Annotated in this window: 24 protein-coding genes and 3 tRNA genes; 11 read left to right on the top strand and 16 right to left on the bottom strand. The window is 52.6% G+C overall.

The window, feature by feature from the left end:
* Positions 1–3: 3 nt before the first annotated feature.
* The 5 genes from miaA to nnr are packed head-to-tail and all read right to left on the bottom strand — an operon-like array spanning position 4 to position 6,139.
* Positions 4–954 carry a tRNA (adenosine(37)-N6)-dimethylallyltransferase MiaA gene (gene miaA / locus C3D30_RS00925; protein ID WP_001280339.1) on the bottom strand — a complete coding sequence of 317 codons (951 nt, stop codon included), beginning with the start codon at positions 952–954 and terminating at the stop codon, positions 4–6.
* Positions 947–2,794 (bottom strand): DNA mismatch repair endonuclease MutL, encoded by a 1,848-nt coding sequence (mutL, locus tag C3D30_RS00920; protein WP_105286339.1) that lies wholly within the window; start codon positions 2,792–2,794, stop codon positions 947–949. Before mutL ends, miaA begins: the two co-directional genes overlap by 8 nt.
* 9 nt (positions 2,795–2,803) lie before the next feature.
* Complete coding sequence (amiB, locus tag C3D30_RS00915; RefSeq protein ID WP_105286338.1) at positions 2,804–4,141, bottom strand: N-acetylmuramoyl-L-alanine amidase AmiB; 1,338 nt, start codon at positions 4,139–4,141, stop codon at positions 2,804–2,806.
* Positions 4,142–4,158: 17 nt separating this feature from the next.
* Positions 4,159–4,620 carry a tRNA (adenosine(37)-N6)-threonylcarbamoyltransferase complex ATPase subunit type 1 TsaE gene (gene tsaE / locus C3D30_RS00910; RefSeq protein ID WP_000981977.1) on the bottom strand — a complete coding sequence of 154 codons (462 nt, stop codon included), beginning with the start codon at positions 4,618–4,620 and terminating at the stop codon, positions 4,159–4,161.
* Positions 4,592–6,139, bottom strand: a complete 1,548-nt coding sequence (nnr, locus tag C3D30_RS00905; RefSeq protein WP_105286337.1) for a bifunctional ADP-dependent NAD(P)H-hydrate dehydratase/NAD(P)H-hydrate epimerase — start codon at positions 6,137–6,139, stop codon at positions 4,592–4,594. Before nnr ends, tsaE begins: the two co-directional genes overlap by 29 nt.
* Here nnr and queG point away from each other — a divergent pair.
* On the top strand, positions 6,138–7,277 hold the full coding sequence (gene queG / locus C3D30_RS00900) for a tRNA epoxyqueuosine(34) reductase QueG (RefSeq protein WP_105286336.1): 1,140 nt from the start codon (positions 6,138–6,140) through the stop codon (positions 7,275–7,277). The genes nnr and queG overlap by 2 nt on opposite strands.
* Here the strand turns inward: queG and C3D30_RS00895 are convergent.
* From C3D30_RS00895 to orn, 5 genes are all read right to left on the bottom strand, one after another.
* Positions 7,260–7,313: a hypothetical protein gene (locus tag C3D30_RS00895; RefSeq protein WP_105285681.1), complete on the bottom strand. Its 54-nt coding sequence runs from the start codon at positions 7,311–7,313 to the stop codon at positions 7,260–7,262. The genes queG and C3D30_RS00895 overlap by 18 nt on opposite strands.
* A 233-nt stretch (positions 7,314–7,546) precedes the next feature.
* A tRNA-Gly gene (locus tag C3D30_RS00890) sits at positions 7,547–7,622 on the bottom strand.
* Positions 7,623–7,657: 35 nt separating this feature from the next.
* Positions 7,658–7,733 (bottom strand) — tRNA-Gly (locus C3D30_RS00885).
* Between the two features lie 35 nt (positions 7,734–7,768).
* Positions 7,769–7,844, bottom strand: a tRNA-Gly gene (locus C3D30_RS00880).
* A 210-nt stretch (positions 7,845–8,054) separates the two neighbouring features.
* Complete coding sequence (gene orn, locus C3D30_RS00875; RefSeq protein ID WP_001295188.1) at positions 8,055–8,600, bottom strand: oligoribonuclease; 546 nt, start codon at positions 8,598–8,600, stop codon at positions 8,055–8,057.
* A gap of 94 nt (positions 8,601–8,694) precedes the next feature.
* On the opposite strand from orn, the gene rsgA reads away from it, so the two are divergent.
* The 3 genes from rsgA (at position 8,695) to mscM (ending at position 14,156) form a co-directional block, all read left to right on the top strand.
* Positions 8,695–9,747: a small ribosomal subunit biogenesis GTPase RsgA gene (gene rsgA / locus C3D30_RS00870; RefSeq protein ID WP_000041984.1), complete on the top strand. Its 1,053-nt coding sequence runs from the start codon at positions 8,695–8,697 to the stop codon at positions 9,745–9,747.
* A gap of 95 nt (positions 9,748–9,842) precedes the next feature.
* Positions 9,843–10,811 (top strand): archaetidylserine decarboxylase, encoded by a 969-nt coding sequence (gene asd / locus C3D30_RS00865; RefSeq protein WP_105286335.1) that lies wholly within the window; start codon positions 9,843–9,845, stop codon positions 10,809–10,811.
* A 21-nt stretch (positions 10,812–10,832) separates the two neighbouring features.
* Positions 10,833–14,156, top strand: coding sequence for a miniconductance mechanosensitive channel MscM (gene mscM, locus C3D30_RS00860; RefSeq protein WP_105286334.1), 3,324 nt, complete (start codon positions 10,833–10,835; stop codon positions 14,154–14,156).
* A gap of 149 nt (positions 14,157–14,305) precedes the next feature.
* On the opposite strand, the gene yjeM is transcribed toward mscM, so the two are convergent.
* Positions 14,306–15,808, bottom strand: a complete 1,503-nt coding sequence (gene yjeM, locus C3D30_RS00855) for a glutamate/gamma-aminobutyrate family transporter YjeM (protein ID WP_105286333.1) — start codon at positions 15,806–15,808, stop codon at positions 14,306–14,308.
* Between the two features lie 217 nt (positions 15,809–16,025).
* Positions 16,026–17,003, bottom strand: a complete 978-nt coding sequence (gene epmA / locus C3D30_RS00850; RefSeq protein WP_000004775.1) for an elongation factor P--(R)-beta-lysine ligase — start codon at positions 17,001–17,003, stop codon at positions 16,026–16,028.
* A 324-nt stretch (positions 17,004–17,327) separates the two neighbouring features.
* On the opposite strand from epmA, the gene frdA reads away from it, so the two are divergent.
* The 6 genes from frdA (at position 17,328) to blc (ending at position 22,456) form a co-directional block, all read left to right on the top strand.
* Positions 17,328–19,136, top strand: a complete 1,809-nt coding sequence (gene frdA, locus C3D30_RS00845) for a fumarate reductase (quinol) flavoprotein subunit (RefSeq protein WP_001192969.1) — start codon at positions 17,328–17,330, stop codon at positions 19,134–19,136.
* On the top strand, positions 19,129–19,863 hold the full coding sequence (frdB, locus tag C3D30_RS00840) for a fumarate reductase iron-sulfur protein (protein WP_000829498.1): 735 nt from the start codon (positions 19,129–19,131) through the stop codon (positions 19,861–19,863). Before frdA ends, frdB begins: the two co-directional genes overlap by 8 nt.
* 10 nt (positions 19,864–19,873) lie before the next feature.
* Complete coding sequence (frdC, locus tag C3D30_RS00835; RefSeq protein WP_000208763.1) at positions 19,874–20,269, top strand: fumarate reductase subunit FrdC; 396 nt, start codon at positions 19,874–19,876, stop codon at positions 20,267–20,269.
* Between the two features lie 10 nt (positions 20,270–20,279).
* Positions 20,280–20,639: a fumarate reductase subunit FrdD gene (gene frdD / locus C3D30_RS00830; protein WP_001299198.1), complete on the top strand. Its 360-nt coding sequence runs from the start codon at positions 20,280–20,282 to the stop codon at positions 20,637–20,639.
* A gap of 61 nt (positions 20,640–20,700) precedes the next feature.
* Complete coding sequence (locus C3D30_RS00825; RefSeq protein WP_105286332.1) at positions 20,701–21,834, top strand: BlaEC family class C beta-lactamase; 1,134 nt, start codon at positions 20,701–20,703, stop codon at positions 21,832–21,834.
* A gap of 88 nt (positions 21,835–21,922) precedes the next feature.
* On the top strand, positions 21,923–22,456 hold the full coding sequence (gene blc / locus C3D30_RS00820) for a lipocalin Blc (RefSeq protein WP_001238382.1): 534 nt from the start codon (positions 21,923–21,925) through the stop codon (positions 22,454–22,456).
* On the opposite strand, the gene sugE is transcribed toward blc, so the two are convergent.
* The 4 genes from sugE to efp all read right to left on the bottom strand — a co-directional run bounded on the left by sugE (position 22,453) and on the right by efp (position 23,948).
* Positions 22,453–22,770 carry a quaternary ammonium compound efflux SMR transporter SugE gene (gene sugE / locus C3D30_RS00815; RefSeq protein WP_000118476.1) on the bottom strand — a complete coding sequence of 106 codons (318 nt, stop codon included), beginning with the start codon at positions 22,768–22,770 and terminating at the stop codon, positions 22,453–22,455. The two genes, blc and sugE, sit on opposite strands and share 4 nt — an antisense overlap.
* A 176-nt stretch (positions 22,771–22,946) precedes the next feature.
* Positions 22,947–23,093: a lipoprotein toxin entericidin B gene (ecnB, locus tag C3D30_RS00810; RefSeq protein WP_000239596.1), complete on the bottom strand. Its 147-nt coding sequence runs from the start codon at positions 23,091–23,093 to the stop codon at positions 22,947–22,949.
* 111 nt (positions 23,094–23,204) lie between these two features.
* Positions 23,205–23,330 carry a lipoprotein antitoxin entericidin A gene (gene ecnA / locus C3D30_RS00805; RefSeq protein WP_000977757.1) on the bottom strand — a complete coding sequence of 42 codons (126 nt, stop codon included), beginning with the start codon at positions 23,328–23,330 and terminating at the stop codon, positions 23,205–23,207.
* A gap of 51 nt (positions 23,331–23,381) precedes the next feature.
* Positions 23,382–23,948, bottom strand: coding sequence for an elongation factor P (efp, locus tag C3D30_RS00800; protein ID WP_000257278.1), 567 nt, complete (start codon positions 23,946–23,948; stop codon positions 23,382–23,384).
* 41 nt (positions 23,949–23,989) lie between these two features.
* On the opposite strand from efp, the gene epmB reads away from it, so the two are divergent.
* The gene (epmB, locus tag C3D30_RS00795; RefSeq protein WP_105286331.1) at positions 23,990–25,018 is read left to right on the top strand and encodes an EF-P beta-lysylation protein EpmB; all 1,029 of its coding nucleotides are present in this window, start codon (positions 23,990–23,992) and stop codon (positions 25,016–25,018) included.
* Positions 25,019–25,120: the final 102 nt, after the last annotated feature.

Below are 25,120 nucleotides of genomic sequence, written 5' to 3'. Positions count from 1 at the left end.
CATTCAGCCTGCGATAGCACCAACAACCTGTAATACTTCGTCACGCGCCTGTTCTGGTTTTTCACTGTCAAGCCAGTGAACCCCTTCCCAACCACGCAGCCAGGTTATCTGCCGCTTCGCCAACTGTCTCGTGGCGCAAACACCTCGATAAACCATTTCATCGTATGAGATTTCGCCTTCAAGGTAAGACCACATCTGGCGATAACCCACGCAACGAATGGAAGGCAAATCCGTATGCAAATCTCCTCGGGCAAAAAGCGCCCGGACTTCTGCTTCAAAACCTGAAGCCAACATCTGATGAAAACGCTGCTCAATTCGTTGATGGAGCAGTTCACGGCTCGCCGGGGCGATGGCGAACTGATGCACCTGATACGGTAGAGCGTCTCCTGACGTTTGCGTCAGTTCCGTTAAAGTTTTACCCGAAATGAAAAAAACTTCCAGTGCCCGGGAAAGCCTTTGTGGATCATTTGGATGAATCCTTGCTGCCGCAACAGGATCTATCTCCTGCAGTTGACGATGCAATGACTCCCAACCTTGCTCTGCCGCTTGTTGCTCAATTCTGGCTCGTACTTCCGGGTCCGCCGACGGTAGCGGCGACAACCCCTCCAGTAACGCCTTGAAATACAACATAGTACCGCCCACTAACAGCGGGATTCGCCCCGCCGCCGTGATATCGGCCATTTCCGCCAACGCATCGCGACGAAAATCAGCAGCCGAATAAGCCTGCGACGGATCGCGAATATCCAGCAATCGGTGCGGCGCGGCGAGTAACTCTTCAGCGTTCGGCTTCGCCGTCCCGATATCCATCCCTTTGTAAATAAGGGCAGAATCAACGCTTATCAACTCTACTGGTAAAATTTTACGCAGCTCAATAGCCAGCGCCGTTTTACCGGAGGCCGTCGGCCCCATCAAAAAAATTGCCTTAGGCAGGCTCGCCTTACTGATATCACTCATCTTTCAGGGCTTTTATCGCCGGATGTAAATCAACAGATTGTAACAGACCACCCGGCGGCGTTTTCACAAGCTGCGGACATAACCGTTCTACATCCGCCAGCAGGGTAATAGCCTGAGCCATTGACCACTGCGTGTGTTCGCTCATCAGATTTCGTGCAATCCACTGCGCAATATTGCCAGGTTCGAATACGGACTGCTTCGCCAGGTAGCCTATCAGTTCAGGAATCAAGATTTGTAAATTTTGTTGGCGTAAGGGTAAAGGCACGGCTCTGATGGTCACATGCTGCGCATCAGACTGAAATTCAATGCCTAACTCCGCCAGAGCAGACTGCGCTTTTTCTAATGCCGATTTTTCTTCACCAGAGACTTTTAACCGCAACGGAATAAGCAACGGCTGAGCGCAAACTGGCGATTCCCCCGGCGTCAGTTGCACCTGACGCAGCCAGCGTTCCGCTACCGCCAGGGCTAAAAGTGAAATGTTGCCGTCGCGCTCCAGCAGCGCACAGTCGGAATGGACAATAGTCAGCACCCGACCAAAGCTTTGACCATTCGATGCCAGCGTAAGTTCCTGAGGTTCTGGCGCTTTTGGTTTGAGCGTCGGCGCAGGCGTTTGCAAAAGCTGGCGATACACTTCACCTTGCTGTTTCTGGTAGCCCGGTTGCGCGTTCGGCCAGGGAGCAGACTGGCGACTGCCTGATGCTGGCGCAGGAGTGTAGCGTGGAGCTACCGGCTCACGAACTGCCGGTTCTGCAAAATGATTACGCCCTGCGGCTACGCGGTTTTCCGGGATGGCGCGCGGTGCAGGTTGTGGTTCATCATCCAGCGGCAGCGGCGTTTCCAGTTGCTGTTGTAGCACGCTCAGCACGCCCTGATAGATAAAGTCATGCACCAGACGCGACTGATGGAAACGCACTTCGTGTTTGGCGGGGTGCACGTTGACATCCACCTGATGCGGGTCGATCTCCAGATACAGCACAAACGCCGGTTGCTGATCGGCGCCCAGTTTATCTTCGCAGGCCTGGCGGATCGCATGATTGATCAAGCGATCGCGCATCATGCGCCCATTCACGTAGCAATACTGAATTTCCGCCAGTGCGGGCGTGGTGTGATTCGGATCTGCCACCCAGCCGCGCAGCGTGAGATCGCCGTGCTGCCATTCAATCGCCAGCGCATGTTCGAGAAAAGCGGTGCCACAAATCGCCCCTAAACGGCGTTCTTTTTGTCCGCCTTCCGGCACTGCGCGGTACTGGCGTACGATTTTGCCGTTATGCGATAAGTTGATAGTGACGTCAAAACGTGCCAGCGCGATGCGGCGGATGATTTCATCGATATGGTTAAATTCGGTTTTCTCGGTGCGCAGGAATTTGCGCCGCGCCGGGGTGTTGTAGAACAGATCCAGCACCTCCAGCGTCGTTCCCACCGGATGCGCCGCCGGTTTAACCGTCACGTCCATATCACGCCCTTCGGCATAAGCCTGCCAGGCTTCCTGCTGTTCCGCAGTGCGCGAAGTGAGCGTCAGGCGGGAAACCGAACTGATACTCGCCAGCGCCTCACCGCGAAAACCCAGGCTGATAATGGCTTCGAGATCGTCCAGAGAGGCGATTTTACTGGTGGCATGACGAGCCAGCGCCAGCGCCAGCTCATCTTTTTTGATACCGCAGCCGTTATCACGAATGCGGATAAGTTTCGCCCCGCCACGTTCGATATCAATATCGATACGCGTCGCACCCGCATCGAGGCTGTTTTCCACCAGTTCTTTGACTACCGACGCAGGTCGCTCGACCACCTCACCTGCGGCAATCTGATTCGCCAGTTGTGGCGGTAAGACCTGAATTGGCATCAATAATCCTTAGTTTGGCAGCGTGCGATCTGGCGTCGTCACCGTGCTGGCCGTTTGTGCCGTTGCACCCTGCGGCGCAGACTGCATCGGATGCGCAAGGAAGTAATTGCGCAGGCCTTTGTAAATGGCTTCTGCCAGCTGTTGTTGGTAATCGTCGCTCGCCAGCAAACGTTCTTCGCTGTTGTTGCTGATAAAACCGGTTTCTACCAGTACTGACGGGATATCCGGCGAACGCAGAACGCCAAGGCTGGCGTGTTCTGGTCGACGTTTATGAATTTCGCCAATGCGTTGCAACTGGCTGATCATACTGGTCGCCACATCATACCCTACCCGCTGGGAATGACCGAACTGTAAATCCAGCACCGCCTGGCTTAAATACGGGTCAGACTGACTGTTCGCCAGCACATCGCCTGCCCCGCCCAGCAGCTCCGACTGTTTCTCGTGCTGTTCCAGCCAGCTTGCCATTTCACTGTTTGCGCGACGGTTAGAGAGCACCCACACGGAAGCGCCGGTAGCACTGCGGTTCGGTGCGGCATCAGCGTGAATCGACACAAGGAAATTGGCGTTTCGCTTACGTGCCACATCGCTGCGCCCCATCACCGAGATAAAGTAATCTCCGTCACGGGTTAGAACGCCCTTAAACATCGGATCATCATTGAGCAAAGTACGCAATTTACGTGCGATGGCGATGGTGACGTTTTTCTCCCGCGTACCGCCAGGGCCGATAGCGCCAGGATCCTGGCCGCCGTGTCCGGCATCAATAGCGATGACAATTTTATCGCCAGTGTTAGCCGTCGCGCGCGCTGCCGGACGCGTCACCGTATTGCTACTGATGACACCCGTAGCCCGGTTGCTCTCGGTTTTAAACGGATTGCGCGCCGGTTCGCTGACGCGCGGTGCGACAACGGCTGGCGTTTCAACACGTTTAGCAACCACTGGCGGCGGAGGAGGCGGTGGCGGCGCATCGGCGTTAATCGTAAAGACAACGGTGTAATTGCTACCATTCTGCCGCTTCACCGCTTCGGTTTTACCGTTTTCGGTGAGATCCACCACCAAACGCAGCGTTTGCGCATCTTTTGGCGTTCCAGAGCGAATCGCCTTCACCAGATTATTACCACTGAACAACAACGGCAGCCCCTGAATCACACCCGTTTGTTTGATATCGAGCGCCACGGTGCGTTTGCTTTGATGGCTAAATGCATAGTCAGGATCGCCAATAAAACTTAACGTTATCCGCGCCTGTTGATTGCCATTAGAAACCTGAATATCAGAGAGCGTAGCGGCGCCAGCCTGCGCGCACAGCAACACCAACGTCGCTACCAACCAATTTCTGATGCGATACATCATCCCGCCACCTTCAAAGGTTAACCGGCTAAACGCGCCAGCAACAATTCACCCGCAGAGGAGACCGCACTCACGCGCGCCTCACGGCCTTGTGCCTGATAATCAATGTGTATTTCGACATCCGGGTCAGGAAGAACACCTGTACCTTGTTGTGGCCACTCCACCAGGCAGATGGCATCGTTGGCAAAATAATCGCGGATCCCCATAAACTCCAGCTCCTCGGGATCGGCAAGGCGGTACAAATCAAAGTGATAAACCATTAAGTTGTCGAGCGTATAGGGTTCGACCAGCGTATAAGTGGGGCTTTTGACATTACCCTGATGACCCAGAGCCTGTAAAAAGCCCCGGCTAAAGGTGGTTTTACCTGCGCCTAAATCGCCATACAGATAGATTACGGTTGCGCCATCGCAGGCTTTGGCTACCCGCTCGCCCAGGTCTAATGTTGCCTGCTCATCAGGGAGCGGAATTACTCGATTCATCATGGTTTTTATCAGTCACTTCCGGGTTAACAATACGCTGTAGCGTGGAAAAGAGATCGGTTGCCAGCATCCCGCGCGTACCAAAACGCGCCGCCAACACGTCAGCCGCCGCGCCGTGTGCGATACATCCAGCACAGGCGGCATCATATGGCGACAGTTTTTGCCCAAGCAATGCACCAATAATACCAGAGAGCACATCGCCCATGCCGCCAGTGGCCATACCTGCATTCCCGGCATCAATAATGCCTAAGTCATCAGGGTTTGCTGCGACCACGGTTCCGGCACCTTTCAGCACCGCTACGCCGCCATAACGTTGTACCAGACGTTGGGCGCAATGTAAGCGGTCACTTTCAATTTCTGCTACGGAACAGCCCAACAACCGTGCGGCCTCGCCAGGATGCGGCGTGATCACGCGATTGTGACGCTTATCGGGATTGATTGCCAGCAGGTTCAATGCATCGGCATCCCACAACATCGGTTTGCGAAAATTCTCCACTTTTTGCAGGGCTTTTTTCCCCCACTCTTGCTGGCCCAGACCGGGACCAATCACCACCACATCGGCCCATTCCAGGCTTTCAGTTAAAGATTTATCCGTCAACTCGAACACCATCAATTCCGGACGTGCGGTCAGCAGCGGCGCAATGTTTTCGCTGCGGGTCAGCACTCTGACTAAACCTGCTCCAGCACGCAGCGCCGCTTCTCCCGTCATACGAATAGCCCCTGCCGTGCCGTGATCGCCACCGATAATCACCAGCCGCCCATGATCGCCTTTATGCGAAGACGGGCGACGCGGTTTCAGCCAGTGAGAAAGTTGTTCTGCAGAAAACCGCTGAATTTTCGTCTTCTGACTTGCCAGCCAACAGTCCAGTCCCAGCGAGTCAAAATGCAGTTGCCCGGTAACATCCCGCGCTTTGCCGGTTAACAAACCTGGTTTCAGCGCAATAAAAGTGATGGTGTGATCGGCGTTGATCACCGCGCCTGGCGCGGCTCCGGTTTGTGCCAGCAGGCCGGAAGGGATATCAATCGCCACAATCGGCGCAGGACAGGAATTAGCATGGTCGATTAATTGGCTAATAGATTCGCGGGGCGCTTGCTGCAAGCCTGTGCCGAGCAGCGCATCAACAATCAACTCCACCGACTCGGGCCAGACAATATTCGAGGCATGGATCTCGCCTCCCGCGTTTAACCATGCTTCGCATGCCAGCGCAGCCTCTTCCGGTAACGGTTTGTCGCTCTCCAGAGCCAGCAACGTAACCTCAATACCGACCGCTTTTGCCAGCCGCGCGACCACGTAGCCATCGCCGCCGTTATTGCCATGACCGCACAGCACCAGCCAGTGGCGGGCGTCAGGATAAGCCGAACGACACACCTGAAACGCGGCTTCACCCGCGCGAAGCATCAGCTCATAGAGCGTTAGCCCCAGCGCGTCTGCCGCTTCGCGTTCACCACGTCGGATATCGTCGGCGTGCCAGACGGTGTGTGGTATACTTACGGGGTTTTTCTTCATTGTATGGTCCGTCATGTCAGAGCCCCTCGATCTCAATCAGTTAGCGCAAAAAATTAAACAGTGGGGACTGGAACTGGGCTTTCAGCAGGTGGGTATTACCGACACCGATCTCAGCGAGTCCGAGCCAAAACTGCAAGCATGGCTGGACAAACAATACCACGGCGAAATGGACTGGATGGCACGTCACGGTATGCTGCGCGCCCGCCCCCACGAGTTATTGCCCGGTACGCTGCGTGTGATCAGCGTGCGGATGAATTACCTGCCTGCCAACGCCGCATTTGCCAGCACGCTGAAAAATCCTAAACTCGGCTATGTTAGCCGTTATGCGCTGGGCCGTGATTATCACAAACTTCTGCGCAACCGACTCAAAAAGCTGGGCGAGATGATTCAGCAACATTGTGTTTCGCTGAATTTTAGACCGTTTGTCGATTCTGCGCCTGTTCTTGAGCGCCCGTTGGCTGAAAAAGCGGGACTTGGCTGGACAGGTAAGCACTCACTTATCCTCAATCGCGAAGCTGGTTCGTTCTTCTTTTTAGGCGAACTGCTGGTTGATATTCCGTTACCTGTGGATCAACCGGTCGAGGAAGGATGCGGTAAATGCGTGGCCTGTATGACGATTTGCCCGACCGGAGCCATTGTCGAGCCATATACCGTAGATGCTCGCCGCTGCATTTCTTATCTGACGATAGAACTGGAAGGGGCAATCCCGGAAGAGTTACGCCCGTTAATGGGAAACCGTATTTACGGTTGCGATGATTGCCAGCTTATCTGCCCGTGGAATCGCTATTCGCAACTGACAACTGAAGACGATTTCAGCCCACGCAAACCATTACACGCACCGGAACTCATTGAGTTATTCGCCTGGAGCGAAGAGAAGTTTTTAAAAATAACAGAAGGTTCAGCGATTCGCCGTATAGGCCACCTGCGCTGGCTGCGTAATATCGCCGTAGCATTAGGCAATGCCCCCTGGGATGAAGCGATTCTGGCGGCGCTGGAAAGTCGTAAAGGTGAGCATCCACTTCTTGATGAACACATAGCGTGGGCGATTGCGCAGCAAATCGAGCGACGAAATGCATGCGTGGTTGAGGTTCAACTACCGAAAAAACAGCGTCTTGTTCGGGTGATTGAAAAGGGCTTACCACGCGACGCCTGATTCATCCACAGCTTGTGAATAAAAATAAAAACGTATTGCAATTCAAGCCGGAAAAAATCGTCAAGCGATCAATACGACAAATCGAAACCTTAATTTTCAATTTAAATATCAACACGTTAAGAATTTACTATTCACCGTGCGAAGTTTTTCTGAAATTAAGATTACAGCCTGAACCTGTGGATAACTCTGTTTACAAGAGTTTGTCAGAGACAACAAAAACCAGCAATAACGCATCGCGTCGCTGTGGATAGTTTATTGAGAGGAGAATTTGGAGCGGGAAACGAGACTCGAACTCGCGACCCCGACCTTGGCAAGGTCGTGCTCTACCAACTGAGCTATTCCCGCTTGGGTGGTCTGTGCTTTACAGCACCTTCAAATTTTGGAGCGGGAAACGAGACTCGAACTCGCGACCCCGACCTTGGCAAGGTCGTGCTCTACCAACTGAGCTATTCCCGCTTGGGTGGTCTGTGCTTTACAACACTTTCAAATTTTGGAGCGGGAAACGAGACTCGAACTCGCGACCCCGACCTTGGCAAGGTCGTGCTCTACCAACTGAGCTATTCCCGCGTACTACTTAATTTTTGCTTTCGTAATTTCGCATTTCTGCGTCGTTACGGGAGGCGCATTATACGAGAAATCTTTCCCTCTGCAACCCCCCTAAAAATTTTTTTTTGAGTTTTTATCTCAAGTGCTGAAATTATCAGCAAGACGTTCAATTTAGCGCCAAACCCACGCCGCCGCAAGTGGAATCCGGCGGTTACGTGACCAGGAAAAATTTTACAGCTTGATAAAATGTTCGCGGTAGTAAGCCAGCTCCGCCACCGATTCACGGATATCATCCATCGCCTGATGCGTCCCCTGCTTGGTAAAACCATCAAGAATTTCCGGCTTCCAGCGGCGCGCCAGCTCTTTCAGGGTGCTGACATCAAGATAACGGTAGTGGAAGTAGGCTTCCAGCTCCGGCATGTATTTAAACAGGAAGCGACGGTCCTGACCGATGCTGTTACCGCAAATCGGCGATTTTCCCGCAGGCACCCACTGTTTTAAAAATTCGAGCGTTGCCAGCTCAGCTTCCCGATCGCCCATCGTGCTCGCTTTCACGCGCTCCACCAGCCCGCTGGCGGTATGGGTACGGACATTCCAGTCATCCATCAACGCCAGCTGTTCATCAGACTGGTGTACTGCAATGGTCGGCCCTTCTGCCAGAATATTCAGGTTGGCATCGGTCACCAGCGTGGCAATCTCAATAATGCGATCGCGCTCGGGATCCAGACCGGTCATCTCAAGATCGATCCAAATCAGGTTGTTTTCATTGGCACTCATGCTATTTTCCACCCATTCACAGTGACTATATTGATCCACAATTGCGTGTATCATAGATGTTTTGCCCATCAGGGGCGACCAGGAGTCAGTACGATTGAGTAAAAATAAACTCTCCAAAGGCCAACAGCGCCGTGTGAACGCCAATCACCAGCGTCGTCTTAAAACGTCTAAGGAGAAGCCCGACTACGACGACAATCTGTTTGGCGAGCCTGATGAAGGTATCGTCATCAGCCGTTTTGGTATGCACGCTGATGTGGAATCCGCAGACGGCGAAGTTCACCGCTGCAATATTCGCCGTACCATCCGTTCGCTGGTAACCGGCGATCGCGTGGTCTGGCGTCCGGGTAAACCAGCGGCAGAAGGCGTAAATGTCAAAGGGATCGTGGAAGCGGTGCATGAGCGCACCTCGGTGTTGACGCGCCCGGATTTCTACGACGGCGTGAAACCTATTGCCGCCAACATCGACCAGATTGTCATTGTCTCCGCTATTTTGCCGGAGCTGTCGCTCAATATTATCGACCGTTACCTGGTGGCCTGCGAAACCTTGCAGATTGAACCGATTATCGTGCTCAACAAGATAGACCTGCTGGACGACGAAGGCATGGCATTCGTCAACGAGCAGATGGATATTTATCGCAACATCGGTTATCGCGTATTGATGGTTTCCAGCCATACTCAGGATGGGCTGAAACCGCTGGAAGAGGCGTTGACCGGGCGCATCAGCATTTTTGCCGGACAGTCCGGCGTCGGCAAATCCAGTCTGCTTAACGCGCTGCTGGGGCTGCAAAAAGAGATCCTGACCAACGATGTCTCGGACAACTCCGGTCTCGGTCAGCACACCACCACTGCTGCCCGGCTGTATCACTTTCCGCACGGCGGCGATGTCATTGATTCCCCTGGCGTACGTGAATTTGGCCTCTGGCATCTGGCACCGGAACAAATCACTCAAGGCTTTGTCGAATTTCATGATTACTTAGGCCTGTGTAAATATCGCGATTGCAAACACGATACCGATCCGGGCTGCGCAATCCGTGAAGCGGTTGATGAGGGGAAAATCGCGGAAACTCGTTTCGAAAACTATCACCGTATTCTGGAAAGCATGGCGCAGGTAAAAACGCGTAAAAACTTTTCTGATACGGATGACTGACAATTAAGCTAACCGTCGTTAGAATCGTCCCTTTTTTTCAGGATCCGGCATGAACGCCGGATCAGGAACGACAAAACAATGGCCTGGAGGCTACCTTGTTAAATTCATTTAAACTTTCGCTACAGTACATTCTGCCAAAACTATGGCTTACTCGCCTGGCGGGTTGGGGCGCAAGCAAGCGGGCAGGATGGCTGACAAAACTGGTTATCGATCTGTTCGTTAAATACTACAAGGTCGACATGCAAGAGGCGCAAAAGCCGGACACCGCCAGTTACCGCACCTTTAACGAATTTTTTGTCCGTCCGTTGCGTGACGAAGTACGCCCAATCGATACCGATCCAAATGTCCTGGTCATGCCTGCCGATGGCGTTATTAGCCAGTTAGGTAAAATCGAAGAAGATAAAATCCTGCAAGCCAAAGGCCACAACTACAGCCTCGAAGCCCTGCTGGCGGGTAACTACCTGATGGCGGATCTCTTCCGCAATGGTACGTTTGTGACCACTTACCTCTCCCCGCGTGACTACCACCGCGTGCATATGCCGTGCAACGGCATTCTGCGGGAGATGATCTACGTGCCGGGCGATCTCTTCTCCGTTAACCATCTCACCGCTCAGAACGTGCCGAATCTGTTTGCCCGTAACGAACGCGTAATCTGCCTGTTCGATACCGAATTTGGCCCGATGGCGCAGATTCTGGTCGGTGCGACGATTGTTGGCAGCATTGAGACGGTCTGGGCGGGCACCATTACGCCACCGCGCGAAGGCATCATCAAACGCTGGATCTGGCCTGCAGGGGAAAGCGACGGCTCCGTGGCACTGCTGAAAGGCCAGGAAATGGGGCGCTTTAAACTCGGCTCTACCGTTATCAACCTGTTTGCGCCAGGTAAAGTGAATCTGGTTGAGCAACTGGCAAGCCTTTCTGTCACTAAGATTGGTCAGCCACTGGCAGTATCTACCGAAACCTTTGTGACGCCAGAAGCTGAACCTGCCCCGCTTCCTGCTGAAGAGATCAAGGCAGAACACGACGCCAGCCCATTGGTTGACGACAACAAAGACCAGGTCTAATCCATCAAAGGAAACGCTGACGTGCGCCTGATTATCACTTTTCTGATGGCCTGGTGCCTCAGTTGGGGGGCGTACGCCGCGACGGCCCCCGATAGCAAACAAATCACCCAGGAACTGGAGCAGGCAAAAGCGGCGAAACCCGCGCAGCCAGAAGTCGTAGAGGCGCTCCAGTCTGCCTTAAATGCGCTTGAGGAGCAAAAAGGCTCCCTTGAGCGCATCAAGCAATATCAGCAAGTTATCGATAATTACCCGAAGCTCTCCGCTACTCTGCGCGCGCAGTTAAACAACGTGCGTGACGAGCCGCGCAGCGTGTCACCGGGAATGTCTACCGACGCGCTGAATCAGGAAATTCTCCAGGTCAGCAGCCAGTTGCTGGATAAAAGCCGTCAGGCTCAGCAAGAACAGGAGCGCGCCCGCGAGATTGCGGATTCGCTGAATCAACTGCCGCAACAGCAAACCGACGCACGCCGTCAGTTGAATGAAATCGAGCGTCGTCTCGGGACACTTACGGGAAATAGTCCACTTAATCAGGCGCAAAATTTCGCGTTGCAGGCCGACTCCGCACGTTTGAAGTCATTGGTCGATGAGCTCGAACTGGCACAACTTTCTGCCAATAACCGTCAGGAACTGGCGCGTCTGCGTTCGGCACTGGCAGAAAAAGAGAGTCAACAACTGGATGCGTATTTGCAGGCATTGCGTAACCAGTTGAATAGCCAACGCCAGCTTGAGGCTGAACGGGCACTCGAAAGCACTGAATTACTGGCAGAAAGCAGTGCCGATTTGCCGAAAGATATCGTCGCTCAATTCAAAATTAACCGCGAACTGTCGGCGGCGTTGAATCAGCAGGCGCAGCGGATGGATCTCGTCGCTTCACAGCAACGTCAGGCTACCAGCCAGACGTTACAGGTTCGGCAGGCGTTGAATACGCTACGTGAACAATCACAATGGCTGGGTTCGTCAAACCTGCTCGGCGAAGCACTGCGGGCGCAGGTGGCACGGCTGCCAGAAATGCCCAAACCGCAGCAACTGGATACTGAAATGGCGCAGTTGCGCGTGCAACGGTTACGTTATGAGGATCTCCTCAATAAACAGCCGCTGCTACGGCAAATCCATCAGGCCGACGGTCAACCACTTACCGCCGAACAAAACCGTATTCTTGAAGCACAATTGCGTACTCAGCGTGAGTTACTGAACTCCTTACTCCAGGGTGGCGACACGCTACTGCTTGAACTGACCAAGCTGAAAGTCTCCAACGGACAACTGGAAGATGCGCTGAAAGAGGTCAATGAAGCGACGCACCGCTATCTGTTCTGGACCTCTGACGTGCGCCCGATGACCATCGCCTGGCCGCTGGAGATCGCTCAGGATCTGCGCCGTCTGATCTCGCTGGACACCTTCAGCCAGTTAGGTAAAGCCACCATGATGATGCTGACCAGCAAAGAGACGATTTTGCCGCTGTTTGGCGCGTTGATTCTGGTCGGTTGCAGTATTTACTCGCGCCGCTATTTCACCCGTTTTCTTGAACGTTCGGCAGCGAAAGTCGGCAAAGTCACCCAGGATCACTTCTGGCTGACGTTGCGCACCCTTTTCTGGTCGATTCTCGTCGCATCACCGCTGCCAGTGCTGTGGATGACGCTGGGTTACGGCTTGCGCGAGGCGTGGCCTTATCCGCTGGCGGTAGCGATTGGCGATGGCGTAACGGCCACCGTGCCGCTGCTGTGGGTAGTGATGATTTGTGCCACCTTTGCCCGCCCGAACGGCTTGTTTATCGCTCATTTTGGCTGGCCGCGCGAACGGGTTTCCCGTGGGATGCGCTACTATCTGATGAGCATCGGGCTTATTGTGCCGCTGATTATGGCGCTGATGATGTTCGATAATCTCGACGACCGCGAGTTTTCCGGTTCGCTGGGACGTCTTTGCTTTATCCTCATTTGCGGTGCACTGGCGGTAGTCACACTCAGCCTGAAAAAAGCCGGTATCCCGCTGTATCTCAACAAAGAAGGTAGCGGTGACAACATTGCTAACCATATGTTGTGGAACATGATGATTGGCGCACCGCTGGTCGCTATTCTCGCCGCAGCGGTGGGTTATCTGGCAACGGCGCAAGCTCTGCTGGCAAGGCTGGAAACATCGGTCGCCATCTGGTTCCTGTTGCTGGTGGTTTATCATGTTATCCGCCGCTGGATGCTGATCCAGCGACGCAGGCTGGCGTTTGACCGGGCGAAGCATCGCCGGGCAGAGATGTTAGCGCAACGTGCGCGTGGCGAAGAAGAAGCGCATCATCACAGTAGCCCGGAAGGGGCAATTGAAGTCGATGAAAGCGAAGTCGATCTCGATGCTATCAGCGCACAATCCTTACGGCTGGTGCGTTCAATCCTGATGCTGATCGCCCTGCTTTCGGTCATTGTGCTGTGGTCGGAAATCCATTCCGCTTTTGGCTTCCTCGAAAATATTTCGCTATGGGATGTCACATCCACAGTGCAGGGCGTGGAAAGTCTGGAACCGATTACCCTCGGTGCGGTACTGATTGCCATTCTGGTGTTTATTATCACCACGCAGCTGGTGCGCAACCTGCCCGCGCTGCTGGAGCTGGCGATTTTGCAGCACCTCGATTTAACGCCGGGTACGGGCTACGCCATCACCACCATCACCAAATATCTGCTGATGCTGATTGGCGGGCTGGTCGGCTTCTCGATGATTGGTATTGAGTGGTCGAAATTGCAGTGGCTGGTCGCTGCGCTCGGTGTTGGTCTCGGCTTTGGTTTGCAGGAGATTTTCGCCAACTTTATCTCTGGCCTGATTATCCTGTTCGAAAAACCGATTCGCATTGGCGATACGGTGACAATTCGCGATCTCACCGGTAGCGTGACGAAAATTAACACCCGTGCAACCACCATCAGCGACTGGGACCGTAAAGAGATTATTGTGCCAAACAAGGCGTTTATTACTGAGCAGTTTATCAACTGGTCGCTCTCTGACTCAGTCACACGCGTGGTGTTGACGATTCCGGCTCCTGCCGATGCCAACAGTGAAGAAGTGACGGAGATCCTGCTAACCGCAGCACGCCGCTGTTCGCTGGTAATCGACAATCCGGCGCCGGAAGCCTTCCTGGTGGATCTGCAACAGGGGGTTCAGATTTTCGAATTGCGTATTTACGCCGCTGAAATGGGACACCGGATGCCACTGCGCCATGAGATCCACCAGCTGATTCTGGCAGGCTTCCACGCCCACGGTATTGATATGCCATTCCCGCCCTTCCAGATGCGTCTGGAAAGCCTGAACGGTAAACAAACGGGAAGAACATTAACTTCTGCGGGTAGACGTCGCCAGGCGGGAAGTTTGTAATGTGTGAAGCTGCCAAATGACGCCAACGTGGCTAATTTAGCTGCTTAGCATCATCTACAGTTATCTCCGGCTCCGGAGAGTATCATCCATAACGCATTTCTTCCTGACAACTCATCGCCGGACTGGCGATGAGTTGTTATTGCAGACAATCAATCTAAAGTTAACTCAGGCTGACTCGCCATGCGGCTGCAATAGTTCTGGTAAATCGCCATCGCTAACAGAGAGAAGAAGACAGGGCCGCCAATCATCCACAATGTGCTGTCCCAGTCTCCGGCCTCAACCACTGGCTGGATGATGGTGAAGACGTTCGCAAAAGTCACCACCAGTACAACAACCACAGTCGCGATCATTGCCGACATATGCGTTTTGAAAATCACAAACGGTCTGTCGAGATCCTGACGCGCTTTAAAGAACGGGAAAGCCAGCGCGAGGAACAGATACGGAATGGTCATGGAAACGTTCGCCATCAGCGTCAGCTTGTTAAAGAATGCCGATGCGGTGCCGCCGCCAAAGGAAACCAGCAGGATGAAGACAGTAACCAACCCACACTGCATCCACATGGCAATGGACGGCATCCCCATGGCGTTCAGGCGCGTCATCGGCTCCGGCCACAAGGCTTTCGGCGTTCCCTGGATGATTGCTTTCAGTGGTGAATAGCAGAGCGTAAAGAACGCACCGGTGTAAGCGAGGAACATGGAAAGTCCGGTAATACGCGCAAACCATACGCCCAGCGACAATGACGCTTCAGGTGATAAATGCAGCACGTTACCCAGCGACATCCCCAGGCTCTTCATCAGCACATAGGTAATATTGCCGAGGTTAACAGAACCATTACTTAATACCTGCTGCCAGTTAGTGCTGACGCCCCATAAGAATATTGCCAACGAATAACCGATTGAAATAACAATAGCGGCAAAAACAATACCTTTAGCAAAGTTCTTTTCTGGGTTTTCCGTTTTATCTACCAGTCCACCTACAGCCTCAATTCCGCCATAAGCAAAAATGGCAAATACGACAAAAGATAACATCGCCAGTCCGGACTGATATCCCGGATTTGGTGATGCCAAGAAATTAATATCTTGCGCGAAATGCCCACCATTTAATAACAAAATAGTAATGCTTACTAACAGCAATACTAAATTAAGACACATTACTGCAATACCGCCCACCGCAGTAATACGGGCAATTTTATTAATCCCTTTCGAGGCAACGACGGTAACCAGAATCATCCATGCTACAGCCAGCAGCCCAACCACCTGCGTAGGCTCAAGCCCAGCAATGCGCCAGTGCTGGGTCATATCGCTACCATAGAGGAAAGTAGAAAACGGCACCCAGACTTTAGCGGAGGTACTCACCATCCAAATGATATAAGAGGAAAACCACATAAATGTGCCGATGAAAGCAAAACGTGGTCCAACGCTATTATTCATCCAGGAATAGATACCGCCTTCTTCTTTGCGATAGGCAGCCCCCATTTCAGCCATCATTAAGGCGAATGGAATAAAGAATAATAATGCAGAAAATATATACCACGGAATCGCACTATATCCCATTAAATAATAAGCCGAAGGGCTATTCGCAAAACCGAATACTGAAGTAAAGATCATCAGTATGAGTCCAATTAGACTCATCTTTTTTATCGTGTGAGGCATGAAATCATCCTTCATTTCAGCGCGCATATTAAACGCGCCAACTAACTGCACTACCCACCGATTGGTGGGCAACAATAAAACTAAAACAGAATTGATACCCGGATGATAGCAAACATCCAGTCTTAAATTGTGCGCTTTAGCGGAAAAATGAAAACATATGCTACAGAATGGCGCTGACTACGCCATTCTATGTTGATTTATGGCTAATTTTTCAGAATTATGCCCGATCGACACTAAAGGCGATCACTTCTGCCAGTGTCTCCGCGCCCAGTGCTAACATCACCAGGCGGTCAACACCTAACGCCACGCCGGAACAGTCGGGCATACCAACTTCAAGAGCTTCGATCAGGTTATGGTCGATAGGATGCTGCGGTAAACCACGTGCCGCACGTTTACGGTTATCCTGTTCAAAGCGTTGTTGCTGTTCACGGGCATCCGTCAATTCATGGAAACCATTCGCCAGCTCAATACCTTTGTAGTAGACCTCGAAGCGTTCTGCGACCCGATGATCCTCGGTACTGATTTGTGCCAGTGATGCCTGAGTGGCTGGAAAATGGTACACAAAAGTTGGTTTCTCTTTACCAATGTTCGGTTCCACACCAAAGGTAAACAACAGTTGCAGCAGCGTGTCGCGGTCTTCTTCGGTATCTGCAACGTTGCTGAGATCCAGCTTTGCCGCCACTTCCCGCAACTGCGTTTTATCAGCAGAGAGCGGATCAATTTCCAGATAACGCAAGAAGGCTTGCTGATAAGAAAGGCTTTCTGCTGCCGGGCAGTCCAGCACCTGTTGCAGGAGATCGTCCACCTCGTTCATCAACCGGTACATATCATAGTGCGGTCGATACCACTCCAGCATCGTGAACTCAGGGTTGTGATAACGCCCCATCTCTTCATTACGGAAGCTGCGGCACAGCTGGAATACCGGACCACAACCGGCAACCAACAGGCGTTTCATGTGGTATTCCGGGCTGGTCATTAACCAGAGATTCATCCCCTGTGAATGCCCGGGGCCAACGAAACGTGTCTCAAACGGGACCAGATGAATATCGGTTACCGTCGCCTGGCTCATACAAGGCGTCTCCACCTCCAGCACTCCACGATCGGCAAAGAAACGACGGATCTCCGCCATAATCGCCGCGCGCTTTAATAAGTTAGGAATGGATGCGCTCGGCTGCCAGGATGCCGTTTCGCTCATAGTAAAATCTCCAGTTTTTAACAAGGGCACGAAGTCTACTCGCAACGCGACGGCGAGACAAATTTTACGCAGGAATCAATCAACGGTGGGCAGTGACTAAAAAAACCACAACATGATGCTTTAGTAATTAAATTAATCATCTTCAGTGATAATTTAGCCCCCTGGCACGCTAAAAAAATCGATCTCGTCAAATTTCAGACTTATCCATCAGACTATACTGTTGTACCTATAAAGGAGCAGTGGAATAGCGTTCGCAGACCGTAACTTTCAGATACTTACCCTGAAGTACGGTGCTGCGGGATAAAAACAATCTGGAGGAATGTCGTGCAAACCTTTCAAGCCGATCTTGCCATTGTAGGTGCCGGTGGCGCGGGATTACGTGCTGCAATTGCTGCCGCGCAGGCAAATCCAAATGCAAAAATCGCACTAATCTCAAAAGTATACCCGATGCGCAGCCATACCGTTGCCGCTGAAGGGGGCTCAGCCGCTGTCGCGCAGGATCATGACAGCTTCGAATATCACTTTCACGATACAGTAGCGGGTGGCGACTGGTTATGTGAGCAGGATGTTGTGGATTATTTCGTCCACCACTGCCCAACCGAAATGACCCAACTGGAACTGTGGGGATGCCCATGGAGCCGTCGCCCGGATGGTAGCGTCAACGTCCGTCGCTTCGGCGGCATGAAAATCGAGCGTACCTGGTTCGCCGCCGATAAGACCGGCTTCCATATGCTGCACACGCTGTTCCAGACCTCTCTGCAATTCCCGCAGATCCAGCGTTTTGACGAACACTTCGTGCTGGATATTCTGGTCGATGATGGTCATGTTCGCGGCCTGGTAGCCATGAACATGATGGAAGGTACGTTGGTGCAGATCCGCGCTAATGCAGTAGTTATGGCAACCGGCGGTGCGGGTCGCGTATATCGCTACAACACCAATGGCGGCATCGTAACTGGCGACGGTATGGGTATGGCACTGAGCCATGGCGTTCCGCTGCGTGATATGGAATTTGTTCAGTATCACCCGACCGGCCTGCCGGGTTCCGGTATCCTGATGACCGAAGGCTGCCGTGGTGAAGGCGGTATTCTGGTCAACAAAAATGGCTACCGTTATCTGCAAGATTACGGCATGGGCCCGGAAACTCCGCTGGGCGAGCCGAAAAACAAGTATATGGAACTGGGTCCACGCGACAAAGTTTCTCAGGCCTTCTGGCACGAATGGCGTAAAGGCAACACCATCTCCACACCGCGTGGTGATGTGGTTTATCTCGACCTGCGTCACCTCGGCGAGAAAAAACTGCATGAACGTCTGCCGTTCATCTGCGAACTGGCGAAAGCGTACGTTGGCGTCGATCCGGTTAAAGAACCGATTCCGGTACGTCCGACCGCACACTACACCATGGGCGGTATCGAAACCGATCAGAACTGTGAAACCCGCATTAAAGGTCTGTTCGCCGTGGGTGAATGTTCCTCTGTTGGTCTGCACGGTGCAAACCGTCTGGGTTCCAACTCGCTGGCGGAACTGGTGGTCTTCGGTCGTCTGGCGGGTGAGCAAGCAATGGAACGCGCATCTACTGCTGGTAATGGCAACGATGCGGCAATCAATGCCCAGGTTGCTGGCGTTGAGCAGCGCCTGAAAGATCTGGTTAACCAGGATGGCGGCGAAAACTGGGCGAAGATCCGCGACGAAATGGGCCAGTCCATGGAAGAAGGTTGCGGTATCTACCGTACACCGGAACTGATGCAGAAAACCATCGACAAACTGGCGGAACTGCAAGAACGCTTCAAGCGCGTGCGTATCACCGACACTTCCAGCGTGTTCAACACCGACCTGCTCTACACCATTGAGCTGGGTCATGGGCTGAACGTTGCTGAATGTATGGCACACTCCGCGATGGCACGTAAAGAATCTCGCGGCGCGCACCAGCGTCTGGACGAAGGTTGCACCGAGCGTGACGACGTCAACTTCCTCAAACACACCCTCGCCTTCCGCGATGCTGATGGCACTACTCGCCTGGAGTACAGCGACGTGAAGATTACTACGCTGCCGCCAGCTAAACGCGTTTACGGTGGCGAAGCGGATGCAGCCGATAAGGCGGAAGCAGCCAATAAGAAGGAGAAGGCGAATGGCTGAGATGAAGAACCTGAAAATCGAGGTGGTGCGCTATAACCCGGAAGTCGATACCGCACCGCATAGCGCATTCTATGAAGTGCCTTATGACGCAACCACCTCATTACTGGATGCGCTGGGCTATATCAAAGACAACCTGGCACCAGACCTGAGCTACCGCTGGTCCTGCCGTATGGCGATTTGTGGTTCCTGCGGCATGATGGTTAACAACGTACCGAAACTGGCATGTAAAACCTTCCTGCGCGACTACACCGACGGTATGAAGGTTGAAGCGTTAGCTAACTTCCCGATCGAACGCGATCTGGTCGTCGATATGACCCACTTCATCGAAAGTCTGGAAGCGATCAAACCGTACATCATCGGCAACTCCCGCACTGCGGATCAGGGTACTAACATTCAGACCCCGGCGCAGATGGCGAAGTATCACCAGTTCTCCGGTTGCATCAACTGTGGTCTGTGCTACGCCGCGTGCCCGCAGTTTGGCCTGAACCCAGAGTTCATCGGTCCGGCTGCCATTACGCTGGCGCATCGTTATAACGAAGATAGCCGCGACCACGGTAAGAAGGAGCGTATGGCGCAGTTAAACAGTCAGAACGGCGTATGGAGCTGTACTTTCGTGGGCTACTGCTCCGAAGTCTGCCCGAAACACGTCGATCCGGCTGCGGCCATTCAGCAGGGCAAAGTAGAAAGTTCGAAAGACTTTCTTATCGCGACCCTGAAACCACGCTAAGGAGTGCAACATGACGACTAAACGTAAACCGTATGTACGGCCAATGACGTCCACCTGGTGGAAAAAATTGCCGTTTTATCGCTTTTACATGCTGCGCGAAGGCACGGCGGTTCCGGCTGTGTGGTTCAGCATTGAACTGATTTTCGGGCTGTTTGCCCTGAAAAATGGCCCGGAATCCTGGGCGGGATTCGTCGACTTTTTACAAAACCCGGTTATCGTGATCATTAACCTGATTACTCTGGCGGCAGCCCTGCTGCACACCAAAACCTGGTTTGAGCTGGCACCGAAAGCGGCCAATATCATTGTAAAAGACGAAAAAATGGGACCAGAGCCAATTATCAAAAGTCTCTGGGCGGTAACTGTGGTTGCCACCATCGTAATCCTGTTTGTTGCCCTGTACTGGTAAGGAGCCTGAGATGATTAATCCAAATCCAAAGCGTTCTGACGAACCGGTATTCTGGGGCCTCTTCGGGGCCGGTGGTATGTGGAGCGCAATCATTGCGCCGGTGATGATCCTGCTGGTTGGCATTCTGCTACCACTGGGGCTGTTTCCGGGTGATGCACTGAGCTATGAGCGCGTTCTGGCGTTCGCACAGAGCTTCATTGGTCGCGTATTCCTGTTCCTGATGATCGTCCTGCCGCTGTGGTGTGGTTTACACCGTATGCACCACGCGATGCACGATCTGAAAATCCACGTGCCTGCGGGCAAATGGGTTTTCTACGGCCTGGCTGCTATCCTGACAGTTGTCACGCTGATTGGTATCGTTACAATCTAACGTATCGCCAATGTAAATCCGGCCCGCCTATGGCGGGCCGTTTTGTATGGAAACCAGACCTATGTTCAAAACGACGCTCTGCGCCTTATTAATTACCGCCTCTTGCTCCACATTTGCTGCCCCTCAACAAATCAACGATATTGTGCATCGCGCAATTAATCCGCTTATAGAGCAACAAAAAATCCCTGGTATGGCGGTTGCGGTGATTTATCAGGGCAAGCCCTATTACTTTACCTGGGGCTATGCGGACGTAGCAAAAAAGCAGCCCGTCACACAGCAAACGTTGTTTGAGTTAGGTTCGGTCAGCAAAACATTTACGGGTGTGCTCGGTGGCGACGCTATTGCACGAGGGGAAATCAACCTAAGCGATCCCGCGACAAAATACTGGCCTGAACTTACTGCTAAACAGTGGAACGGGATCACGCTATTACATCTTGCAACCTACACCGCTGGCGGCCTGCCGTTACAGGTGCCCGATGAAGTGAAGTCCTCAGGCGACTTGCTACGTTTCTATCAAAACTGGCTGCCCACCTGGGCACCAGGAACACAGCGTCTGTATGCCAACTCCAGTGTCGGTTTGTTCGGCGCGCTGGCTGTGAAGCCATCTGGTTTGAGCTTTGAACAGGCGATGCAAGCTCGTGTCTTCCAGCCACTCAAACTCACCCATACGTGGATTAATGTGCCGCCCGCAGAAGAAAAGAATTACGCCTGGGGATATCGTGAAGGTAAGGCAGTGCATGTTTCGCCAGGGGCGTTAGATGCTGAAGCGTATGGTGTGAAATCAACCATTGAAGATATGGCTCGCTGGGCGCAGAGCAATATGAATCCCCGTGATATCAACGACAAAACACTTCAGCAAGGTATCCAGCTGGCGCAGTCGCGCTACTGGCAAACTGGCGACATGTATCAAGGTCTGGGCTGGGAAATGCTGGACTGGCCGGTAGATCCAGACAGCATCATTAATGGCAGCGACAGTAAAATTGCGCTGGCAGCACGACCAGTAAAAGCGATTACGCCCCCTGCCCCTGCGGTACGTGCATCATGGGTACATAAAACAGGCGCGACCGGCGGATTTGGTAGCTATATAGCATTTATTCCAGAGAAAGAATTGGGGATTGTGATGTTGGCTAACAAAAACTATCCCAATCCAGCGAGAGTCGCCGCCGCCTGGCAGATTCTCAACGCTTTGCAATAACAACGCAGATGGTCCGAATTTTCGGACCTTTTATCCGCTTTTCCTTGCTGTCATCTACACTTAGAAAAAAACCAGTAAGGAAACATCTATGCGCCTGCTCCCTCTCGTTGCCGCAGCGACAGCGGCATTTCTGGTCGTTGCCTGTAGTTCACCTACACCGCCGCGTGGCGTTACTGTGGTAAATAATTTTGATACCAAACGCTATCTGGGTACGTGGTATGAGATTGCCCGTTTTGATCACCGCTTTGAACGTGGACTGGAAAAAGTCACCGCAACATACAGCCTACGGGATGATGGCGGCCTGAATGTCATTAATAAAGGCTATAACCCTGACAGAGAAATGTGGCAGCAGAGTGAAGGGAAAGCGTACTTTACCGGCGCACCAACTCGCGCCGCGCTGAAAGTGTCGTTCTTTGGCCCTTTCTATGGCGGCTATAACGTCATTGCGCTAGATCGGGAGTACCGCCATGCGCTGGTTTGCGGCCCGGATCGCGATTACCTGTGGATACTCTCCCGCACCCCAACCATTTCTGACGAAGTTAAACAGGAGATGCTGGCAGTCGCGACCCGGGAAGGGTTTGATGTCAGTAAGTTTATTTGGGTACAGCAGCCCGGCAGTTAATGGGTGCTAAGTTTCAGACCAATAATCCCCAGTACGATTAATGCCAGACTTGCCAGGCGCATCGGGTTAGCGGACTCACCGAGCAGTACAATGCCGGTAATCGCCGCACCGACTGCGCCAATTCCCGTCCAGACCGCATAAGCCGTCCCTACAGGTAACGATTTCATCGCCCAGGCAAGTAGCGCCATACTGATGATCATCGCCGTCACGGTAATAACACTTGGCGTCAGGCGACTAAAACCGTGGGTATATTTCAGGCCAACGGCCCATACCACTTCCAGCAGACCAGCAATAACTAAGATAATCCAGGACATATCAGACTCCGGAGAATTGGGGCCGTCCCCGGTGAAAAGACGCGTTTGCAGGTCGTCCTGCAAAGCTGATGGTGAAGGAGGTATTTTGCCGATTTAAGAGGAAATTTCAACGGTTACGGCAGTGATTACCGCCGAGAAAAACAAACGGCACGACAAATCTGCCGTACCGTTATTGCTTATTGCTGCGCTTTCGTCGCTGCGCCTGAAATCGCGTTACCGCCATCAGAGATGTCTTCACCAACGCCACGCGTGGTGTTGCAGGCGGTTAATACTGTTGAAAGCACCAGAACAGAAAAGATCGCTGCAATTGTCTTCTTAACCATAATGTCTTCCTTTTAGGTAATGTTATTTGTGTTTGCCTATAGCAAATTAATAATAGACAACATCACCAAAAATGACGGAAATCTGATGATTTTTAGGAAGTGAAGAATAAATTAGCTGGCAGCGCGGGAGATGGAATTACCAAGATGTTTGATGTCTTCGCCGAAACCCCGAGCGGTGTTACAGCCCGTAAGCAGCGTGCTGGCAAGCAAAACAAGAACGATAAGGCGTTTCATCATCTCTGACCTGAATAAGTGATGGTGCAGCCAGCAGGCCGCACCACAACCGCATTACTTCACGCGAGAGACGTATTCACCAGAGCGGGTATCCACTTTGATGACTTCGCCGATCTGTACGAACAGCGGAACTTTAACCACAGCACCAGTAGACAGGGTAGCCGGTTTGCCGCCAGTACCTGCGGTATCGCCTTTCAGACCCGGATCGGTATCAACGATTTCCAGTTCAACGAAGTTCGGCGGAGTAACGGAGATCGGCTGACCATTCCACAGAGTTACAATACACTCTGCCTGATCCAGCAGCCATTTAGCGTTGTCGCCAATTGCTTTCGCATCAGCAGACAGCTGCTCGAAGGTTTCGTTGTTCATGAAGTGCCAGAACTCACCGTCGTTGTACAGGTAAGTCAGGTTCATATCGACAACATCAGCGCCTTCAGCGGAATCAGTAGATTTGAAAGTTTTTTCTACGCGAGTACCAGTCAGCAGACGACGCAGTTTAACGCGAGCAAATGCCTGGCCTTTACCCGGTTTTACGAATTCACTCGCTTCAACCGCGTAAGGTTCGCCGTCTAACATGATTTTAAGACCAGCACGAAAATCGTTGCTATAGTACGTTGCCATAAGGCCCTCTGAAATTTGTTAATTGGTAGCTAAGCCACAAAATGGCGCATATTGTAACCCTAAATACCCCATCCAGAGAAGATTGGTTAACGCAACTTGCCGATGTTGTGACCGATCCTGATGAACTTCTGCGTCTTTTGAATATAGACGCAGACGAAAAACTGTTGGCCGGACGCAGCGCCAAAAAGCTGTTTGCCCTGCGCGTGCCCCGCTCATTTATCGATCGCATGGAGAAAGGCAATCCTGACGATCCGCTTTTGCGTCAGGTACTTACCTCGCAAGATGAGTTTGTCGTCGCGCCCGGATTCTCCACCGACCCGCTGGAAGAACAGCACAGCGTAGTGCCTGGTTTGTTGCATAAATACCACAACCGGGCGCTACTGTTGGTTAAAGGCGGCTGCGCGGTAAATTGTCGCTACTGTTTCCGTCGCCACTTCCCGTATGCCGAAAATCAGGGCAACAAGCGTAACTGGCAGGCGGCGCTTGAGTATGTTGCGGCGCATCCGGAACTGGACGAGATTATTTTCTCCGGCGGCGATCCGTTGATGGCGAAAGATCACGAGCTGGACTGGCTGCTGACGCAACTGGAAGCAATCCCGCATATCAAACGTCTGCGCATCCACAGCCGTCTGCCGATTGTGATCCCCGCGCGCATCACAGAGGCGCTGGTTGAACGCTTTGCCCGTTCTACGTTGCAAATCTTGCTGGTGAATCACATCAACCATGCCAATGAGGTAAATGAAACATTCCGTCAGGCAATGGCTAAGTTGCGCCGCGTGGGCGTTACTTTGCTGAACCAGAGCGTTCTGTTACGTGGCGTGAATGACAACGCGCAAACGCTGGCAAACCTGAGTAATGCGTTGTTCGATGCGGGCGTGATGCCCTATTACCTGCATGTGCTCGATAAAGTGCAGGGCGCAGCGCATTTTATGGTGAGTGATGATGAAGCACGGCAGATTATGCGTGAGTTGCTGACACTGGTGTCGGGATATCTGGTGCCGAAACTGGCGCGCGAGATTGGCGGTGAACCCAGCAAAACGCCTCTGGATCTCCAGCTACGCCAGCAGTAACTGATTAACAGGGAAGTTAAACAGAAAATTGCCTGATGCGCTTCGCTTATCAGGCCTACATCGCGCATTGAAACTCAATGAGCTGTAGGCGGGATAAGGCAT

It is taken from the genome of Escherichia sp. MOD1-EC5433 (assembly GCF_002966005.1).
In the GTDB taxonomy this organism is placed as follows: Bacteria; Pseudomonadota; Gammaproteobacteria; order Enterobacterales; family Enterobacteriaceae; genus Escherichia; species Escherichia ruysiae.
This window is presented reverse-complemented; position numbering and strand designations above follow the sequence as displayed.

What these genes read in the sequence shown, in the direction of transcription:
- miaA (WP_001280339.1), bottom strand. Translation starts at nt 954, where the DNA reads ATGAGTGATATCAGTAAGGCGAGCCTGCCTAAGGCAATTTTTTTGATG.
- mutL (WP_105286339.1), bottom strand. Translation starts at nt 2,794, where the DNA reads ATGCCAATTCAGGTCTTACCGCCACAACTGGCGAATCAGATTGCCGCA.
- amiB (WP_105286338.1), bottom strand. Translation starts at nt 4,141, where the DNA reads ATGATGTATCGCATCAGAAATTGGTTGGTAGCGACGTTGGTGTTGCTG.
- tsaE (WP_000981977.1), bottom strand. Translation starts at nt 4,620, where the DNA reads ATGATGAATCGAGTAATTCCGCTCCCTGATGAGCAGGCAACATTAGAC.
- queG (WP_105286336.1), top strand. Translation starts at nt 6,138, where the DNA reads ATGTCAGAGCCCCTCGATCTCAATCAGTTAGCGCAAAAAATTAAACAG.
- nnr (WP_105286337.1), bottom strand. Translation starts at nt 6,139, where the DNA reads ATGACGGACCATACAATGAAGAAAAACCCCGTAAGTATACCACACACC.
- orn (WP_001295188.1), bottom strand. Translation starts at nt 8,600, where the DNA reads ATGAGTGCCAATGAAAACAACCTGATTTGGATCGATCTTGAGATGACC.
- yjeM (WP_105286333.1), bottom strand. Translation starts at nt 15,808, where the DNA reads ATGCCTCACACGATAAAAAAGATGAGTCTAATTGGACTCATACTGATG.
- epmA (WP_000004775.1), bottom strand. Translation starts at nt 17,003, where the DNA reads ATGAGCGAAACGGCATCCTGGCAGCCGAGCGCATCCATTCCTAACTTA.
- frdB (WP_000829498.1), top strand. Translation starts at nt 19,129, where the DNA reads ATGGCTGAGATGAAGAACCTGAAAATCGAGGTGGTGCGCTATAACCCG.
- frdC (WP_000208763.1), top strand. Translation starts at nt 19,874, where the DNA reads ATGACGACTAAACGTAAACCGTATGTACGGCCAATGACGTCCACCTGG.
- frdD (WP_001299198.1), top strand. Translation starts at nt 20,280, where the DNA reads ATGATTAATCCAAATCCAAAGCGTTCTGACGAACCGGTATTCTGGGGC.
- C3D30_RS00825 (WP_105286332.1), top strand. Translation starts at nt 20,701, where the DNA reads ATGTTCAAAACGACGCTCTGCGCCTTATTAATTACCGCCTCTTGCTCC.
- blc (WP_001238382.1), top strand. Translation starts at nt 21,923, where the DNA reads ATGCGCCTGCTCCCTCTCGTTGCCGCAGCGACAGCGGCATTTCTGGTC.
- sugE (WP_000118476.1), bottom strand. Translation starts at nt 22,770, where the DNA reads ATGTCCTGGATTATCTTAGTTATTGCTGGTCTGCTGGAAGTGGTATGG.
- ecnB (WP_000239596.1), bottom strand. Translation starts at nt 23,093, where the DNA reads ATGGTTAAGAAGACAATTGCAGCGATCTTTTCTGTTCTGGTGCTTTCA.
- ecnA (WP_000977757.1), bottom strand. Translation starts at nt 23,330, where the DNA reads ATGATGAAACGCCTTATCGTTCTTGTTTTGCTTGCCAGCACGCTGCTT.
- efp (WP_000257278.1), bottom strand. Translation starts at nt 23,948, where the DNA reads ATGGCAACGTACTATAGCAACGATTTTCGTGCTGGTCTTAAAATCATG.
- epmB (WP_105286331.1), top strand. Translation starts at nt 23,990, where the DNA reads ATGGCGCATATTGTAACCCTAAATACCCCATCCAGAGAAGATTGGTTA.